Raw genomic sequence first — 15,279 nt, 5'->3', positions numbered from 1 at the left:
CGTCGACCGCCCGAGCGCGAAGAGGCCGCACAGCGGCGGAAGGTGACGTGCCACGCCGCGGAGGTACGGAAAGCCGCAGCCCGGACAGCACGGGCATCGCGGGAGCACGCACACAAGGCCGCGCGGGCGTCAGAACAGCACGCTGGTGAACGTGCCGACCTCCCGGAAGCCGACCCGGCGGTAGGCGGCGCGGGCGGGGGCGTTGTAGTCGTTGACGTACAGGCTCACCAGCGGGGAGACCTCGCGCAGCGCGTAGGCGAGGACGGCGGCCATGCCGGTCTCCGAGAGGCCTTCGCCGCGCCGCTCGGGGGTCACCCACACCCCCTGGATCTGGCAGGCCTCGGGGGTGACGGCGCCGATCTCGGCCTTGAAGACGACCTGCCCGTCCTCGATCCGCGCGAACGAGCGTCCGGTCCCGACGAGTTCGGCGACCCGGGCCTGGTAGACGAGGCCGCCGTCCCCGGCCAGCGGGGAGACGCCGACCTCCTCGGTGAACATCGCCACGCAGGCGGGCAGCACCACGTCCATCTCGTTCTTGGCCACGCGGCGCACCAGCGGGTCGGGCGCCACCTGCCGCGGCGTACGGTCGGCGACCAGCAGCGGCTGGCTGGCCCGTACCTCCCGAGCCGGTCCCCAGGACGGCTCCAGGGCGGCCCACAGCGCTCTGGTGGGGCCCGCAGGGCCGACGAGGGAGGAGCAGCGGCGGCCCTGGCGACGGGCCCGGTCGGCGAAGGCGCGGACCGCCTCGGGTCCCGCGCACAGGGGGACGAGGTTGGCGCCGTTGTAACAGAGGGCTTCCAGGTTCCCGTCCCGGTACCAGCCCCACATCTCGCCGCCCAGCCGCCACGGGTCGAGGCCGGAGGCGAGCACCCGGGCGGTGACGAAGGCGTTGTTGACCGGCTCGCGGCGCAGCACGGCGAGCACCTGAGGCAGCTCGGCCGGTTCGACGACCTTGGTGGAGGTGGTGGTCAGCAACGTTTCGGCGCCTCACCGTACGGCCCGTGGGCGTGAAGGAACGATCTGCTGGCACTGTACCCGGGGCCAGAGCCTGACGCCGCCGCGACCGGAGACGGCACCGCCGTGCGGCCTGGTCGGCCGCACGGCGGGTCGCAGGGAAGCAGCAAGGCGGGCGCCGTCAGCCCGCTGTCGTCACCACGGGCTCGCCCGAGGTGACGCCGTCCTTCTCCATCTGCTCGGCGATCTTCATGGCCTCGTCGATGAGCGTCTCGACGATCTTCGCCTCGGGCACGGTCTTGATGACCTCGCCCTTGACGAAGATCTGACCCTTGCCGTTGCCGGAGGCCACACCCAGGTCGGCCTCGCGGGCCTCACCGGGACCGTTGACGACACACCCCATGACGGCGACGCGCAGCGGGACGTCCATGCCCTCCAGACCTGCGGTGACCTCGTCGGCGAGCTTGTAGACATCCACCTGGGCCCGGCCGCAGGAAGGGCAGGAGACGATCTCCAGGCCGCGCTGGCGCAGCCCGAGGGACTCCAGGATCTGGATACCGACCTTGACCTCCTCGGCGGGCGGAGCCGAGAGGGAGACCCGGATCGTGTCACCGATGCCCTCGGACAGCAGGGCGCCGAAGGCGACGGACGACTTGATGGTGCCCTGGAACGCCGGCCCCGCCTCGGTGACACCCAGGTGCAGCGGGTAGTCGCAGCGCTGGGCGAGCAGCCGGTAGGCGTTCACCATGACCACGGGGTCGTTGTGCTTGACCGAGATCTTGATGTCGCGGAAGCCGTGCTCCTCGAACAGGGAGCACTCCCACATCGCGGACTCGACCAGCGCCTCGGGGGTGGCCTTGCCGTACTTCTCCAGGAGCCGCTTGTCCAGCGAGCCCGCGTTGACGCCGATGCGGATGGGAGTGCCGGCCGCGGAGGCCGCGTGGGCGATCTCCTTGACCTTGTCGTCGAACTGCTTGATGTTGCCCGGGTTGACACGGACAGCGGCACAGCCGGCGTCGATGGCCTGGAAGACGTACTTCGGCTGGAAGTGGATGTCCGCGATCACGGGGATCTGCGACTTGCGGGCGATCGTGGCGAGCGCGTCGGCGTCGTCCTGAGTGGGGCACGCCACCCGGACGATCTGGCAGCCGGAGGCGGTCAGCTCGGCGATCTGCTGCAGCGTCGCACCGATGTCCGAGGTACGGGTCGTGGTCATGGACTGCACGGACACGGGCGCGTCTCCCCCGACGGCGACCGTTCCCACCTGGATCTTCCGGCTGGCCCTGCGGTCGGCGAGCTTGGCCGGAACGTCCGGCATTCCGAGCGAAATCGCTGTCATCAGCGTGCAACCCCAACGGTGTCGTTCAAGTCCCGGGTTCGGCGGGCTCCAGGCATCCGAGATTACGGCACCGGCGTCGCGCCGAGCACATCGTTCCCCGGGAAATGCCGCAATTGCTGACGCCCGTGCCGAAATCACACGGGCGTCACAACGATCGAACGTCCGTCCGGCTACCCGGTGAGTTTGACCGGATTCACCACGTCCGCCACCAGCACCAGCAGGGTGAAGCACAGGAAGACCCCCGCCACCACGTACGCGATCGGCATCAGCCTGGCGACGTCGAACGGGCCGGGGTCGGGACGGCGGAAGACCTTGGCCACGTTCCTGCGCAGCGACTCCCACAGGGCTCCGGCGATGTGCCCCCCGTCCAGCGGGAGCAGCGGGAGCATGTTGAACAGGAACAGGCTCAGGTTGAAGCCCGCCACCAGCAGCAGCATCGTGGCCACCCGCTGGCTGGGCGGGATGTCGAGGGAGAAGACCTCGCCGCCCACCCGGGCGGCGCCCACCACGCCCATCGGGGAGTCCTGCTTGCGCTCTCCCCCGTCGAACGCCGCGTTCCACAGATCGGGCAGCTTGCCGGGCAGGTCGACCAGGGCCTGCACCCCGTTGACCATCATGCCGCCCATCCGGTCGACGGCCTGCGGGAACGACTGCTGGACCACACCGCTGGCCGGGGTGAAGCCGAGGAAGCCCGCCGAGACGTACTCGTCGGGCACGTAGCCGCCCTTGCCGTCGGTCTTGGCGACCTTGTTCTCGATCAGGTCGGCGTGCAGCGTGTGCCGCGTGCCGTCCCGCTCCACGGTGAGGCTGGCGGGCCCCGTCGTGTCCCGGATGTGCTGCTGCAGATCGTCCCACTCCTCGACCGGCTGGCCGTCGAAGGAGACGATCTTGTCACCCGGGCGCAGCCCCGCCGCCTTGGCCGGCGAGTCCTTGGCGCCCTTCGGGCACTTGTCCGTCTGCGCCGAGGCGGGGATCACACACTCGGAGACGGTGGAGACACTGGTCGTCTGGGTGTTGATACCGAAGGTCATCAGCACCGTAAGAAAGATCACCACGGCCAGGATCAGATTCTGGAACGGCCCGGCGAACATCACGATCACGCGCTTCCACGGCTTGCGCGTGTAGAGCATCCGGTGCTCGTCTCCGGGCTTCAGCTCCTCGTACGCCGCGGCGCGCGCATCCTCGATCATGCCGCGGAACGGCGAGGTCGAGCGCTGGCGGACGGCGCCGTCGTCCCCCGGCGGGAACATCCCGATCATCCGGATGTAGCCGCCCAGCGGCACCGCCTTGACGCCGTACTCCGTCTCGCCCTTGCGCTTGGACCAGATCGTGGGCCCGAAGCCCACCATGAACTGCGGCACCCGCACGCCGAACATCTTGGCCGTCGAGAAGTGCCCCAGCTCGTGCCATGCGATCGAGAAGAGCAGGCCGACGACGAAGACGACTATGCCGAGGATGGTCATGAACGTCGTCATGCGCGGGCCTCCGCTGGTGCTGTGGCGGACCGTGCCGCCAGTTCACGGGCGCGGGCGCGCGCCCAGGTCTCTGCGGCGAGGACATCGGGAAGGCTCAGACCGGTTCCGTCCGGAGTGCCGTGCTCCTCGACCACAGCCGCCACCGTATCCACGATGCCTGTGAACGGCAGCCTTCCCGCCAGAAACGCCTCGACGCACTCCTCGTTCGCCGCGTTGAAGACGGCCGGCGCCGTACCGCCCAGCGCGCCCACGTGGCAGGCCAGCGGGACGGAAGGGAACGCCTGTGCATCCAGCGGGTAGAAGTCCCAGGACATCTTCTCCGTCCAGGAGAAGACCGGACCGGCGTCGGGCACCCGTTCGGGCCATCCCAGGCCCAGCGCGATCGGCAGCCGCATGTCCGGAGGGCCGCACTGGGCGAGGGTCGAGCCGTCGGTGAACTCCACCATGGAGTGGACCGCCGACTGGGGGTGCACCACCACCTGGATGCTTTCGAACGGGATGTCGTAGAGCAGATGAGCCTCGATGACCTCCAGGCCCTTGTTGACCAGGGTGGCCGAGTTCACGGTGATGACCGGCCCCATGTCCCAGGTGGGGTGGGCCATCGCCTCCTGCGGCGTCACCTCGGCGAGCTCGGCCCTGCTCCGGCCCCGGAACGGGCCGCCCGAAGCGGTGACCAGCAGCTTGCGCACCTCCGCGCGGGTGCCGCCCATCAGCGCCTGGAAGAGCGCCGAGTGCTCCGAGTCCACGGGCACGATCTGTCCCGGCGCGGCGAGCTCCTTGACCAGCGGCCCGCCGACGATGAGGGACTCCTTGTTGGCCAGCGCCAGCACTCTGCCGGCCTTCAGCGCCGCCAGGGTGGGGGCCAGACCGATGGAGCCGGTGATGCCGTTGAGCACGGTGTGGCAGGGGGAGGCGGCCAGCTCTGTCGCGGCGTCCGGGCCCGCCAGCACCTGGGGCACCGGCTCCCCGGCCCCGTATGCCTCGCGCAACGCCTCCCGCAGCGCGGGCACCGCCTCTGTGCGGGCCACGGCCACGGTCCGGACGCCGAGTTGCCGCGCCTGCTCGGCCAGCAGCTCCACCCGGCCGCCCGAGGCCGCCAGCGCGGTGACCCGGAACCGGCCCGGATGCTGCAGCACCACGTCGACGGCCTGGGTGCCGATCGACCCGGTCGAGCCGAGGATCACGACGTCACGCGGTGCGCCCGCCTCCGGCGCGGTGCCGGTGTAGCGCAGATGCGGATCAGCGAGGGAGTCGGTCATGCCCCTATTGTGTCCGCTCCGTGGGCACACCCGGACAGCGCACCGCGTTTCACAGCCCACACCCGGATGAGCGGGCGTACGCGGGGGCACGTCCGCGGAGCGCCTCGCCCGCCCCACGAAGCCCCGGACGCCCCACCCGTACCGGTACGAGCACGGTCCTCCCGGCGCACGAGTGCTCCGGGACGCCACCCGAACCGGCGAACGAAGGGCGAACCCGCGGACAGGATCGGCGAGGAGACCTGGCGCGCATCATTGCGCCGGAACGCCGGTGGCGTCGGAGTCGGTGAGGGGGCGTGCTCCTCGCGGTGCGGACGGCGACGGCCGTGCACCGGCTGCCGGACGCCGCTCCCGCACCGGCCGGTGACCGGCGCACACGGCCGCAGGTCGCCCTCATACCGGGCGCGGTGTGCAGCGCCGACGCGGCGACGCTGCACACGGCTGCGAGCGTTCCCGTCGCCGTACGAGGGCGCGGCACCCGGGCTGGCCGCCTGCCCGGGGCGGCGCGCGTCTGTCGCTCGCTCACGCCTCAACTCCGGGGCCGGCACGGCGATGAGCAGCGGGCAGGTGAGGGGGCCGGGCGCGTGCCTCACCGGATGCGCCGGTGGACGTTCTCCTTGGTCGACGGCCCGGGGGCGGCCTCGGCGATCCACGGCCCGTCCGTGGAGGGGTCGACGACGCCCTCCTCCAGCCAGGCGTAGGAGCCTTCGAGCGCTTCGCGCACCACCTTGCGGTCGAGGTCGTCGGTGTTGGCCCACAGGCGGCCGAACAGTTCGTCGACACGGATGCGGGCCTGCCGGCAGAACGCGTCCGCCAACTGGTACGCGGCCTGCCCGTCGGTGCCGGCGGTGCCGTCCCGGCGCAGCTTCTCGGCCCGCACGCAGGCGGCGCTCATCGCGAACAGCTCGGCACCGATGTCCACGATCCGGCCGAGGAAGCCCTGCTTGGTCTCCATGCGCCCCTGCCAGCGCGACATGGCGTAGAACGTCGAGCGGGCCAGCTTGCGCGAGGTGCGCTCGACGTGGCGCAGGTGCGGCGCGAGGGTGCCGAACTCCGCGTAGGAGCCGGGCAACTGGCCGGAACCGGCGACGAGCTGGGGCAGCCACTTCGCGTAGAAGGTCCCCGCAGCGATGGCCGCCTTGCGCTTGTCGGCCAGCGTCTTGTCCGGATCGATCAGGTCGCCGGCGACCGAGAGGTGGGCGTCCACGGCCTCGCGGGCGATCAGCAGGTGCATGATCTCCGTCGAGCCCTCGAAGATGCGGTTGATCCGCAGATCGCGCAGGAGCTGCTCGGCGGGGACACCGCGCTCGCCGCGGGCGGCGAGGGACTCGGCGGTCTCGAAGCCGCGGCCGCCGCGGATCTGCACCAGTTCGTCGGCCATCTTCCAGGCCATCTCGCTGCCGTACAGCTTGGCCAGCGCCGCCTCGATCCGGATGTCGTTGCGCTCCTCGTCGGCCATCTGCGAGGAGAGGTCCAGGACGGCCTCCAGCGCGAACGTCGTCGCGGCGATGAACGCGATCTTGCTGCCGACGGCCTCGTGCTCGGCGACCGGCCGCCCCCACTGGACCCGTTCCTTCGACCACTCCCGGGCGATCTTCAGGCACCATTTCCCGGAGCCGACGCAGGTCGCGGGCAGGGACAGGCGGCCGGTGTTGAGGGTGGTCAGCGCAATCTTGAGGCCGGCTCCCTCGGGGCCGATGCGGTGGGCGGCCGGTACCCGCACCCGGTGGAAGCGGGTGACACCGTTCTCGATGCCGCGCAGCCCCATGAAGGCGTTGCGGTTCTCGACGGTGATGCCCTCGGAGTCGCCCTCCACGATGAACGCGGAGATGCCTCCCTTGTGGCCCTCGGCGCGGCGCGGGTCGTCGGCGGCGGGCTCGGGCACCCGGGCCATGACGACCAGCAGGTCGGCCACCACGCCGTTGGTGGTCCACAGCTTGACCCCGTCCAGGAGGTAGCCGTCGCCGTCCGGTTCGGCGGTGGTGGCCAGCCGTGCGGGGTCGGAACCGACGTCGGGCTCGGTCAGCAGGAACGCGGAGATGTCGCTGCGGGCGCAGCGCGGCAGGAAGGTGTCCTTCTGCTCCTGGGAACCGAACATCTTCACCGGCTGCGGTACGCCGATGGACTGGTGCGCGGACAGCAGCGCGCCCACTGCGGGACTGGCCGAGCTGACCAGGGCGAGGGCCTTGTTGTAGTAGACCTGGGTCAGCCCGAGGCCCCCGTACTCCGTGCCCACCTTCATGCCGAGTGCGCCGAGTTCCTTCAGCCCGCTGATCACCTCGTCGGGGATGCGGGACTCACGCTCGATGCGGGGCCCGTCGATCGTCGTCCGGGCGAACTCGCGGAGCCCGGCGAGGAATTCCTCACCGCGTGCGACGTCGCCGGCCGCCGGTTCGGGGTGCGGGTGGATGAGGTCGAGGCGGAAACGGCCGAGGAACAGTTCCTTGGCGCAGCTGGGCTTGCGCCAGTCCTTCTCCCGGGCCGCCTCGGCAACTTCGCGGGCCTCACGCTCGGAGACGGTCATCTCTCGCTCACCTCGGAACGGTGTGGGAAGCGGATTCGCGGTGCGTGACGGGGATGGCTGACAGGTGACGGCGGACGGACGCCGTGGTGGCGTGGTGGCGTGATGAGGAGTGGCGGTGGTCGACGAGAACGGGTGACGGGCGGGCCGGCTGCTTCCGGGTACCCCGCCGGGCGCCGGGGCTACTCGGTCGTATGTACCCGTTTCGTTCTGTCCCTACCAGACCTCGTGGCCTCGCGGCCTCGCGCGCGCCGCGTCAGGCCCCCGCACCTGCCGGGTGGCCGCCGTCCGCGTGACCGCCACCGGGGGCGACCAGACCGGACTCGTACGCCAGTACGACGGCCTGCGCACGGCTGCCCAGGTCCAGCTTGGCCATGGTCCGGTTGAGGTGCGTCTTGACGGTGGACTCGCTGATCACCAGTGTCTCGGCGATCTGAGGGTTGGACGGACCGCCCGCGACCAGACGCAGGACGTCCAGTTCCCGGCCGGTGAGCACGTTCAGGGTCCCGGGCGGCGGGGTGGCCGCGTCCCTCCGCGGCGCGTACACCTCGATGAGGCGCCGGGTGACGCTCGGCGAGAAGAGGGTGTCCCCCTCGGCCACCGCAGCGATGGCGGACGGAGCCTCCGCTCCCCCACGGGGTGCTCAGGGCGTCGTGTCGTGCGGAGGCGTGTAGTGTCCCGTCAGCATCAGGACGACGACGACGATCAACAGCAGCAAGGCCAGGCCTGCCACGGCGGTGGTCAGGGTGCTGCCGATCCGCCGCCGCTGCCACTGTCGGCGCAAGGACATCGGTCTCCATCTCCCCTGTGGCTGCGAGCCCTCTCGCACGCGAGTGCTGCGGAACTGCGTTCCCGGGGCGCTGTTGAGCACTGTAGCCGGGAAAGGAAAGGGGAGGCATGCGTCCTGGCTCCTTACCGGACGGCGAGGACCGCCTGCCGGGCAAGCGGACAGGGGGCGCTCCCTCCTACGGGACGACGCGGAAGTGCGTCGTCAGCCTGCCCTCGTCGTCGAGGATGTGGAAGGCGATCATCGGCGGCAGCTCGTAGTCGAGCGGGCCGTTCTCCTCACCCTCCCAGGTCATCCGCAGAGTGGAGACCACGCCCGGCGCCGCAACCAGCGGCAGCCCGGCGAAGGTGGTGACCGCGGGGGTGTGGCTGTGCCCGCACAGCAGCCCGGCCACCTGGCGGTGCCTGCCGACGACCTCGGCGAGGCGGTCCTCGCCGAACTGCCGGATCGGGTCGACGTACTGGCCGTGCAGCGGGACGGGCGGATGGTGGAAGCAGACGAACGCGGGGACGTCGTCGGAAGCGGCTCCGAGGGTTTCGTCGAGCCAGGCGAGCGTGGCGTCGTCGAGGTAGCCGTGGCCTTTGCCGGGCACGCTGGAGTCGCACATCAGGAAGGTCGCGCCGGGCAGCCGGTGGACCTGGTCGACGGGGGAACCGTCCGCCGCGTCGCCACCGAGCAGCACCGAACGGTAGGGGCCGCGCACATCGTGGTTGCCGGGGCAGTCCAACGGGAGGACACCGTGGTCGGCGAACAACTGCTGCGCCAGCCGGTATTCGGGCTCCGTTCCGTGGTCGGCGACGTCCCCGGTGAGCAGGACAGCATCGAGCTGCCCGGGGAGGCCGGCCAGGTAGGCGAGCACGCGTTCTGTGCGGGCGCGGGCTCGCGCCCCCTCGTCGTTCCTGTCCTGGCCGAGGTGGATGTCGCTGATCTGTGCGAAGGCGAACATGCGGGGCGCTCCTGACCGGGTGCAGTCGTCGTCATCGGGGGCCAGGGTCCGACCTGGCGCGTCGAAGCCCTCGGGGCACGGCCGCGGAAGCACGGACCCGCGCCCGCCGAGAGCTCCGGTCACATCCGCCAGAAGGCGGCGAAGGCGCGGGCGGGGTTGGCCAGGAAGATCTTCCGCGCCAGGTCCTCCCCGAGCTCGGCTGCCACGCGCCGCCGCAGCACACGGGAGACGTACGGCACCCCGGTCTCCGCGCGTGCCGTGGCGGTGACCGTGTCGCCTCCCAGGAGGACGCGGTCGCCGAACCCCTTTCGGGCCAGGTCGGCGAGGCTGTCGAACAGCCGCCAGTCCGTGGCATGGTGCGTACGCGAGGGACCGTCGAACACCAGCCAGGCACCGGACCGTGCCGCCTCCGCCTGCATCCGCAGGTCCGGGCAACGCCCCAGGTGCCCCAGCAGCACACTCCCTGGCGGCACTTCCAGACGCTCGCACAACAGCGTCAGCACATCAGCCGCTCCGGTTCCCATGTCGAGGTGGACGGCGACCGGGGCACCCGTCGCGTGGTGTGCCTCGGCCGCCGCCGTCATGGTGCGGCGCGCGTGGGCGCCGACCCCGTGGAAGTCCCCCGCGACCTTGATCAGCCCGGCCCGGGGCGCCTCGCCGCACACCCCGCCACGCACCCCCTGGGTGAGCTCCTCGACGAAGAGCTCCGCAAGGTCGGCGGGCGGCTCCTCGGCGTAGTGCACGGACTGGTGCAGGCCCGTCGCGGCCACGAGGCGGACACCGGTACGCCGGGCCAGCTCCACCAGTGCCCCCGCGCGGCGGCCCATCCCGTACGGCGTCCACTGCACGAGGCTGCGCCCGCCGTGCGCGGCGTACTCGCGCAGTTGACGTTCGGCAGCCTCGGCGTCGGCCAGCTCCTCACCGGGCAACCGCGGGCTGCGCAGGAAGAGGTGGTCATGACTGTCGCAGACACCCAACTCCGCGCCGGGTACGTCACCTTGGACGGTGCGGACGGCAGGGGCGGCGCGGGCGCTCCCGGTGGCTCCCGCAAGCGCCCCCTCTTCGGGGATCACGAGGCGGCTTCTCGGGCGCCCTGAGCTGCCGAGGAGGTCGGGCCGGAGGTACCGGCCGGACCGGTGGCGTGGACGTCCAGGAGGTGCAGCAGGCCGTCCGTCGCCTCGCGGAAGGGTTCCGGCCCGCCCGCCGAGCGGGCGAGGACGTAGCCGCCCTGGACGACGGCGACGATCACCGCGGCGGTACCTGCGGAGTCGAATTCTGCTCCGAACTCCCCCGCTTCCTGCCCCTGTTCGAGTACGCCGGTCAGGCGGGAGCGCAGCCAGGCGAAGGTCTCGTCGAGCGGAGCGCGCAACCCGGGGTCGGACACCACCTCGGGGTCCTGCGCCAGCCCGCCGAGGCGGCACCCGCGCAGCACCTCGCGTTCGCGCCGCAAGTACGCCGCAACGCGCTCCCGTGCGCTCCCCTCGCGCGCCAGGTCCGCGTCCGCGAGCGCCTTCAGCTCCTCCGCACTCCTGCGCACCGCTGCCCGCGCCAGGTCGGGCTTGCCGCCGAAGTGGTGGTACATACTCCCCTGCCCGGCCCCGGCCCGCTGCTGGATGGCGCGAGGGCTGGTCCCCACGTAGCCGCGCTCCCACAGCAGCTCCTGGGTGGCCTCGATCAACCGCCGGGACGTGTCGACACCGCTCATGGGGGTCACTCTAGAGCATTGTACCTACTGGTACGTACGGCACCGGTGCGCACGATCCTCCGGAAGTGCGCCGAGGAACCCGACCCGCGCACCGTCCGCCTGCAGCGCTCAGGCCCGGCGGCCACCGTCGACCGACAAAGCGGTGCCGGTGACGTAAGAGGCATCCGGCGAGCACAGCCACACGGCCGCGGCCGCCACCTCCTCGGGCTCCGCGAGTCTGCGCAGCGGGGTCACGGCTGCCTGCTGCTCGGCCAGCTGCGCACCGGCCGAGGCGACGACGCCGTCGAACATGGCCGTCTTCGTCAGCGCCGGGCACAGTGCGTTGACCCGGATGCCGTCCGACCCGCAGTCCACGGCGGCCACCTTGGACAGGCCGACGACGCCGTGCTTGCCGGCCACGTACGCCGGGGCGCCGGGGATCGCGTACAGGCCGCCGTTGGAGGCGACGTTGACGACCGCCCCGCCGCCGCGCTGCTTCATCGCGGGCAGTTCGTACTTCATGCACAGCCAGGTGCCGATCACGTTGACCCGCAGCACCCGCTCCCACTCCTGGACCGACATCTCCGTCAGCACCTGGTTGTACGACGGGGTTCCGGCGTTGTTGACCGCGAAGTCGAGCCCGCCGAACGCTGCCACGACCTGAGCCACGGCCCGCTGCACGGACTGCTCGTCACCGATGTCGACGGCCACGGCTTCAGCCCGGCCGCCCTCCTTGACGATCAGCTCGACGGTCTGACGGGCGCTGTCCTCGTCCAAGTCGAGCACAGCGACCGCGGCTCCGCGCCGGGCGAACCCGAGCGCGGCTGCGCGCCCGATTCCGCTGCCTGCGCCGGTGACCAGACCGGCCCTGTCCGCGTAGCCGCTCATGCGAGCGGCTCGTGGTTGACCCAGATCGCCTTGTACGGGTGACGGCTCTGCCACCGCCTGATGAGCTCGACGGCCCCGGGCATGGTGAAGGTCGCATCGAGGGCATCGAGGTCGGCCAGGCGCAGCTGCAGAACGGCGCTGGCGACGGCTACCGGGGCGTGGTCGTCGCCCGGGACGCGGATGTGGTGCCGGGCCGCGAACGACTCGACCAGACCGGAGCCCGTCACGAGCTCCTCGAACTCCTTGAGGTACCGGTCCAACTCACTCGCGGGAATCGGATTGTCGAACGCTACGATCATCGTGTGGTGCAACATGCCTCCAGCGAACAGGCATTTACCGCATCCGTCCAAGATCCGTCCGTTCTCGTTCAATGCCTGACAGGAATCGGTGGCCCCGTAGGCTTGTGGCATGGCCGATCTGGAGACCCGCGAACTGGAGTACTTCGTCGCCGTCGCCGAGGAGCTCCACTTCGGCCACGCCGCGGCCCGCCTGGCGATCGCACAGCCGGCCCTGTCCAAGGCGGTGCGGCGTCTGGAATCCCGGCTCGGCGCCAAACTGCTGGAGCGCTCCAGCAGGAGCGTCGCTCTCACCCCGGCCGGGGAAGCACTCCTGCACCATGGCCGGCACGCCCTCAACGCCGTCGGCGCGGCTGCCGAGAAAGCGCGCCGGGCCGGCGATCAGCAAGCCCACCTGCGCCTGGTGATCAAACCCGGCGGTGACGCGAACCTTCTGTCCGGCATCCTGGCCGCCTACGCCGACCGGCCCGACGCCCGCCAGGTGGACATCCTCTTCGGCGGAGCCACCGACCGCGCCGACTACGTCCGCGCAGGCCGCGCCGATGTCGCCCTGCTGTACGCGCCGTTCGACGACATGACCGGTCTGGACCACGAAACCCTCGCGGTCGAAGGGCGTGTCGCGATCCTGCCACCGGGCCACCGGCTCGCCTCACGTGCGCAGGTCACTCTTGCCGACCTCGCCCAGGAGACCCTGCCACGCTGGAAGGGCGTGCGCTGGACCGGAGCGCCCGAGGCCGGGCAGGGGCCCGAGGTCACCGACGCGGCCGAAGCCCTGCACATGATCAGGCTCGGACGCACCGTCGCGATACTGCCCCGCTCGCTCGCCCATCCCCCGCACCCCGACCTCGTCTACCGGCCCGTGAGCGACGCCCCCCACAGCGCACTCGTTCTCGCCTGGGCGCAGGACGACCGCCGCCGCCTGGTTGCCTCCTTCGTCGCTGCCGCCGCAGACGCTGCGGGGACGACCGGCGGGTCCGGATGACTCCGCGCGGTCCGACGCAGTGGCGCCACGGCACGAAAGCGCTGCAACACGGCCGACGGGATCTCGGTCGGAACGGCCCCCGGAGCTGTCCAGCAGCGGATCACTCCGGCAGCCGACCTCCGGGACCCGACGGCCGCAGGGACATTCCCCGAGGCCGTGAGCGCCCCGGAAACGGACGGGCCCGAGGCCGGGAGGCCTCGGGCCCGGGAGGGAGAAGGTGCCTCAAAGGGCGAGCCCCGTGAGCACCATGACCCGCTCGTAGGTGTAGTCCTCCATGGCGAACCGCACGCCCTCGCGGCCGACGCCCGAGTCCTTGACGCCGCCGTACGGCATCTGGTCGGCACGGTAGGACGGCACGTCGCCGACGACGACGCCGCCCACCTCCAGCGCACGGTGCGCCCGGAAGGCGGCCTGCACGTCGTGCGTGAACAGGCCCGCCTGCAGGCCGTACCGCGAGTCGTTGACCGCGGCGAACGCCTCGTCCTCGCCGTTCACCTTCACGAGCGACATGACGGGGCCGAAGACCTCCTCGCAGCCGATCTGTGTGTCCGCGGGTACGTTCTCCAGCACGGTCGGCTCGACGCTGGCACCGTCCCGCTTGCCGCCGGTGAGCACCTTCGCACCGCGGGAGACGGCCTCACCGACCCACGACTCGACCCGCCGTGCCGCCTCCTCGCTCACCAGCGGACCGACGTCCGTGGCCTCGTCCGCGGGGTCACCGGTGGTAAGCCCCTCGACGGCGGCCACGACCTTGGGCACCAGGCGGTCGTAGACGGAGGCGTCGGCGATGACGCGCTGCACCGAGATGCAGGACTGCCCCGCCTGGTAGTTGGAGAAGGTCGCGATGCGCTGCGCGGCGTGGTCGAGATCCGCCTCGGAGGCGTAGTCGGACAGCACGACGGCCGCGCCGTTGCCGCCCAGCTCCAGCGTGACCCGCTTGCGCGGCACCGAGTCCAGGATGGACCAGCCGACCGGTGCCGACCCCGTGAACGAGATGATCGGCAGCCGCTCGTCCTGGACCAGGTCCGGCATCTGGTCGTTCGGCACCGGCAGCACCGACCAGGAACCGGCCGGCAGGTCCGTCTCGGCCAGCAGCTCACCCAGCAGCAGCCCGGACAGCGGTGTGGCCGGCGCCGGCTTGAGGACGATCGGCGTGCCCACGGCGATCGCCGGGGCCACCTTGTGGGCGCACAGGTTCAGCGGGAAGTTGAACGGCGCGATTCCCAGGACCGGGCCGTACGGGAAGCGGCGGGTGAAGGCCAGCCGGCCCGTGCCGCCCGCGTCCGAGTCGAGGCGCTGCGCCTCGCCGCCGTTGAAGCGGCGCGCCTCCTCCGCGGCCCAGCGGAAGACGGAGACACAGCGGCCGACCTCGCCGCGGGCCCACTTCATGGGCTTGCCGTTCTCCGCCGAGATCAGCTCGGCGATCTCGTCGGTCCGCTCCTGCAGGCGGCGCGTGACGTGGTCGAGCGCAGCGGCCCGGACGTGGGCGGGCGTGGCGGAGAACTCGTCGGTGACCGCGGCAGCTGCGGCCACGGCCTCCTCCACCTGCTCCGCCGTGGGGATGCTGACGGTGCCGACGTGCCTGCCGTCCCAGGGCGAGGTGACATCGAGCGTGTGCTCGCCGGTGACCTCGCGGCCGGCGAGCCAGAATGCGTGAGGAGAAGTCGCTGTCACTGCGGATCGCCTTCCGGATGCGGATGAGTAGCTCGGTTACCGCGTCCACCGTAGGACCTACGAGCCCGCCCGCCGCTTGTCCGGTACGGAGCACTCGCCGGACGGGCTGCTACGGATTGTCCCTGTCGGGTCCCGCCGGACCCGTCTGCGCCGGAGTACGTCCGGATCGCCCCTGCGCGGGCGGAACCGCCTCTGTGCACCGCGGGCGGGTGCGTACTGGTCTCAGCCGATGCCGACCGGGTTGACGAAGGTGCCGGGGCGGGTGGCGCCGGACTGGTCCAGGACCGCACCGCCGTAGGGCCACTCCAGGGTGACGTGGCTGGTCTCGTCGGGCGGGGTGACGACCACCTTGCTCACCAGGAACGGCTTGGTGTCCTTGAGGTCCCGCGGCACCGGCAGAACGTTCATCGACACCGCCGCCGTGTCCTCACCCGGCTTCAGCGTCATCGTGCCCGGCGTGTCCGAGGAACGCCGCAG

At 71.5% G+C, this 15,279-nt stretch carries 13 protein-coding genes and 2 pseudogenes; 1 reads left to right on the top strand and 14 read right to left on the bottom strand.

The annotated features are described in order from the left end of the window. Positions 1-129 precede the first annotated feature (129 nt). The 12 genes and pseudogenes from H297_RS0124795 to H297_RS0124740 all read right to left on the bottom strand — a co-directional run bounded on the left by H297_RS0124795 (position 130) and on the right by H297_RS0124740 (position 12,164). Positions 130-975, bottom strand: a complete 846-nt coding sequence (locus H297_RS0124795) for a GNAT family N-acetyltransferase (RefSeq protein ID WP_027739266.1) — start codon at positions 973-975, stop codon at positions 130-132. Between the two features lie 160 nt (positions 976-1,135). Further along, the gene (ispG, locus tag H297_RS0124790; protein WP_027739265.1) at positions 1,136-2,293 is read right to left on the bottom strand and encodes a flavodoxin-dependent (E)-4-hydroxy-3-methylbut-2-enyl-diphosphate synthase; all 1,158 of its coding nucleotides are present in this window, start codon (positions 2,291-2,293) and stop codon (positions 1,136-1,138) included. Between the two features lie 170 nt (positions 2,294-2,463). Further along, positions 2,464-3,768: a site-2 protease family protein gene (locus H297_RS0124785; RefSeq protein WP_027739264.1), complete on the bottom strand. Its 1,305-nt coding sequence runs from the start codon at positions 3,766-3,768 to the stop codon at positions 2,464-2,466. Then, entirely contained in the window at positions 3,765-5,027 is a 1,263-nt protein-coding gene (gene dxr, locus H297_RS0124780) for a 1-deoxy-D-xylulose-5-phosphate reductoisomerase (protein ID WP_027739263.1), read from the bottom strand. Before dxr ends, H297_RS0124785 begins: the two co-directional genes overlap by 4 nt. 586 nt (positions 5,028-5,613) lie before the next feature. Then, the gene (locus H297_RS0124775) at positions 5,614-7,548 is read right to left on the bottom strand and encodes an acyl-CoA dehydrogenase family protein (RefSeq protein ID WP_027739262.1); all 1,935 of its coding nucleotides are present in this window, start codon (positions 7,546-7,548) and stop codon (positions 5,614-5,616) included. A 253-nt stretch (positions 7,549-7,801) separates the two neighbouring features. Continuing rightward, a pseudogene (locus tag H297_RS38190) lies at positions 7,802-8,161 on the bottom strand (response regulator transcription factor); the annotation flags it as partial. Positions 8,162-8,188: 27 nt separating this feature from the next. After that, positions 8,189-8,335, bottom strand: coding sequence for a hypothetical protein (locus tag H297_RS43370; protein ID WP_158693731.1), 147 nt, complete (start codon positions 8,333-8,335; stop codon positions 8,189-8,191). Positions 8,336-8,510: 175 nt separating this feature from the next. Further along, positions 8,511-9,278: a metallophosphoesterase gene (locus H297_RS0124760; RefSeq protein WP_027739261.1), complete on the bottom strand. Its 768-nt coding sequence runs from the start codon at positions 9,276-9,278 to the stop codon at positions 8,511-8,513. Positions 9,279-9,397: 119 nt separating this feature from the next. Continuing rightward, positions 9,398-10,351: a phosphotriesterase family protein gene (locus H297_RS38185; RefSeq protein WP_486589652.1), complete on the bottom strand. Its 954-nt coding sequence runs from the start codon at positions 10,349-10,351 to the stop codon at positions 9,398-9,400. Beyond that, positions 10,348-10,983 carry a TetR/AcrR family transcriptional regulator gene (locus H297_RS38180; RefSeq protein WP_051352151.1) on the bottom strand — a complete coding sequence of 212 codons (636 nt, stop codon included), beginning with the start codon at positions 10,981-10,983 and terminating at the stop codon, positions 10,348-10,350. Before H297_RS38180 ends, H297_RS38185 begins: the two co-directional genes overlap by 4 nt. A 108-nt stretch (positions 10,984-11,091) precedes the next feature. Continuing rightward, positions 11,092-11,850: a glucose 1-dehydrogenase gene (locus tag H297_RS0124745; protein WP_027739260.1), complete on the bottom strand. Its 759-nt coding sequence runs from the start codon at positions 11,848-11,850 to the stop codon at positions 11,092-11,094. After that, positions 11,847-12,164 (bottom strand): hypothetical protein, encoded by a 318-nt coding sequence (locus tag H297_RS0124740; protein ID WP_027739259.1) that lies wholly within the window; start codon positions 12,162-12,164, stop codon positions 11,847-11,849. Before H297_RS0124740 ends, H297_RS0124745 begins: the two co-directional genes overlap by 4 nt. A 94-nt stretch (positions 12,165-12,258) precedes the next feature. Between H297_RS0124740 and H297_RS0124735 the strand changes: the two genes are divergently transcribed. Further along, entirely contained in the window at positions 12,259-13,128 is an 870-nt protein-coding gene (locus H297_RS0124735; RefSeq protein ID WP_027739258.1) for a LysR substrate-binding domain-containing protein, read from the top strand. A 222-nt stretch (positions 13,129-13,350) separates the two neighbouring features. Here H297_RS0124735 and H297_RS0124730 read toward each other — a convergent pair whose 3' ends face one another. Together H297_RS0124730 and H297_RS0124725 are read right to left on the bottom strand one after the other, a co-directional pair. Continuing rightward, on the bottom strand, positions 13,351-14,802 hold the full coding sequence (locus tag H297_RS0124730) for an aldehyde dehydrogenase family protein (protein ID WP_027739257.1): 1,452 nt from the start codon (positions 14,800-14,802) through the stop codon (positions 13,351-13,353). 222 nt (positions 14,803-15,024) lie between these two features. Next, positions 15,025-15,279: pseudogene (locus tag H297_RS0124725) on the bottom strand (DUF4232 domain-containing protein); the annotation flags it as partial.

Source organism: Streptomyces sp. CNT360, assembly GCF_000424785.1.
The sequence above is the reverse complement of the archived record's forward strand: the minus strand, read 5'-3'. Positions and strand labels throughout refer to the sequence as shown.

Coding starts and splice junctions, on each gene's coding strand:
- ispG (WP_027739265.1), bottom strand. CDS start 2,293: ATGACAGCGATTTCGCTCGGAATGCCGGACGTTCCGGCCAAGCTCGCC.
- H297_RS0124785 (WP_027739264.1), bottom strand. CDS start 3,768: ATGACGACGTTCATGACCATCCTCGGCATAGTCGTCTTCGTCGTCGGC.
- dxr (WP_027739263.1), bottom strand. CDS start 5,027: ATGACCGACTCCCTCGCTGATCCGCATCTGCGCTACACCGGCACCGCG.
- H297_RS0124775 (WP_027739262.1), bottom strand. CDS start 7,548: ATGACCGTCTCCGAGCGTGAGGCCCGCGAAGTTGCCGAGGCGGCCCGG.
- H297_RS43370 (WP_158693731.1), bottom strand. CDS start 8,335: ATGTCCTTGCGCCGACAGTGGCAGCGGCGGCGGATCGGCAGCACCCTG.
- H297_RS0124760 (WP_027739261.1), bottom strand. CDS start 9,278: ATGTTCGCCTTCGCACAGATCAGCGACATCCACCTCGGCCAGGACAGG.
- H297_RS38180 (WP_051352151.1), bottom strand. CDS start 10,983: ATGAGCGGTGTCGACACGTCCCGGCGGTTGATCGAGGCCACCCAGGAG.
- H297_RS0124745 (WP_027739260.1), bottom strand. CDS start 11,850: ATGAGCGGCTACGCGGACAGGGCCGGTCTGGTCACCGGCGCAGGCAGC.
- H297_RS0124740 (WP_027739259.1), bottom strand. CDS start 12,164: ATGTTGCACCACACGATGATCGTAGCGTTCGACAATCCGATTCCCGCG.
- H297_RS0124735 (WP_027739258.1), top strand. CDS start 12,259: ATGGCCGATCTGGAGACCCGCGAACTGGAGTACTTCGTCGCCGTCGCC.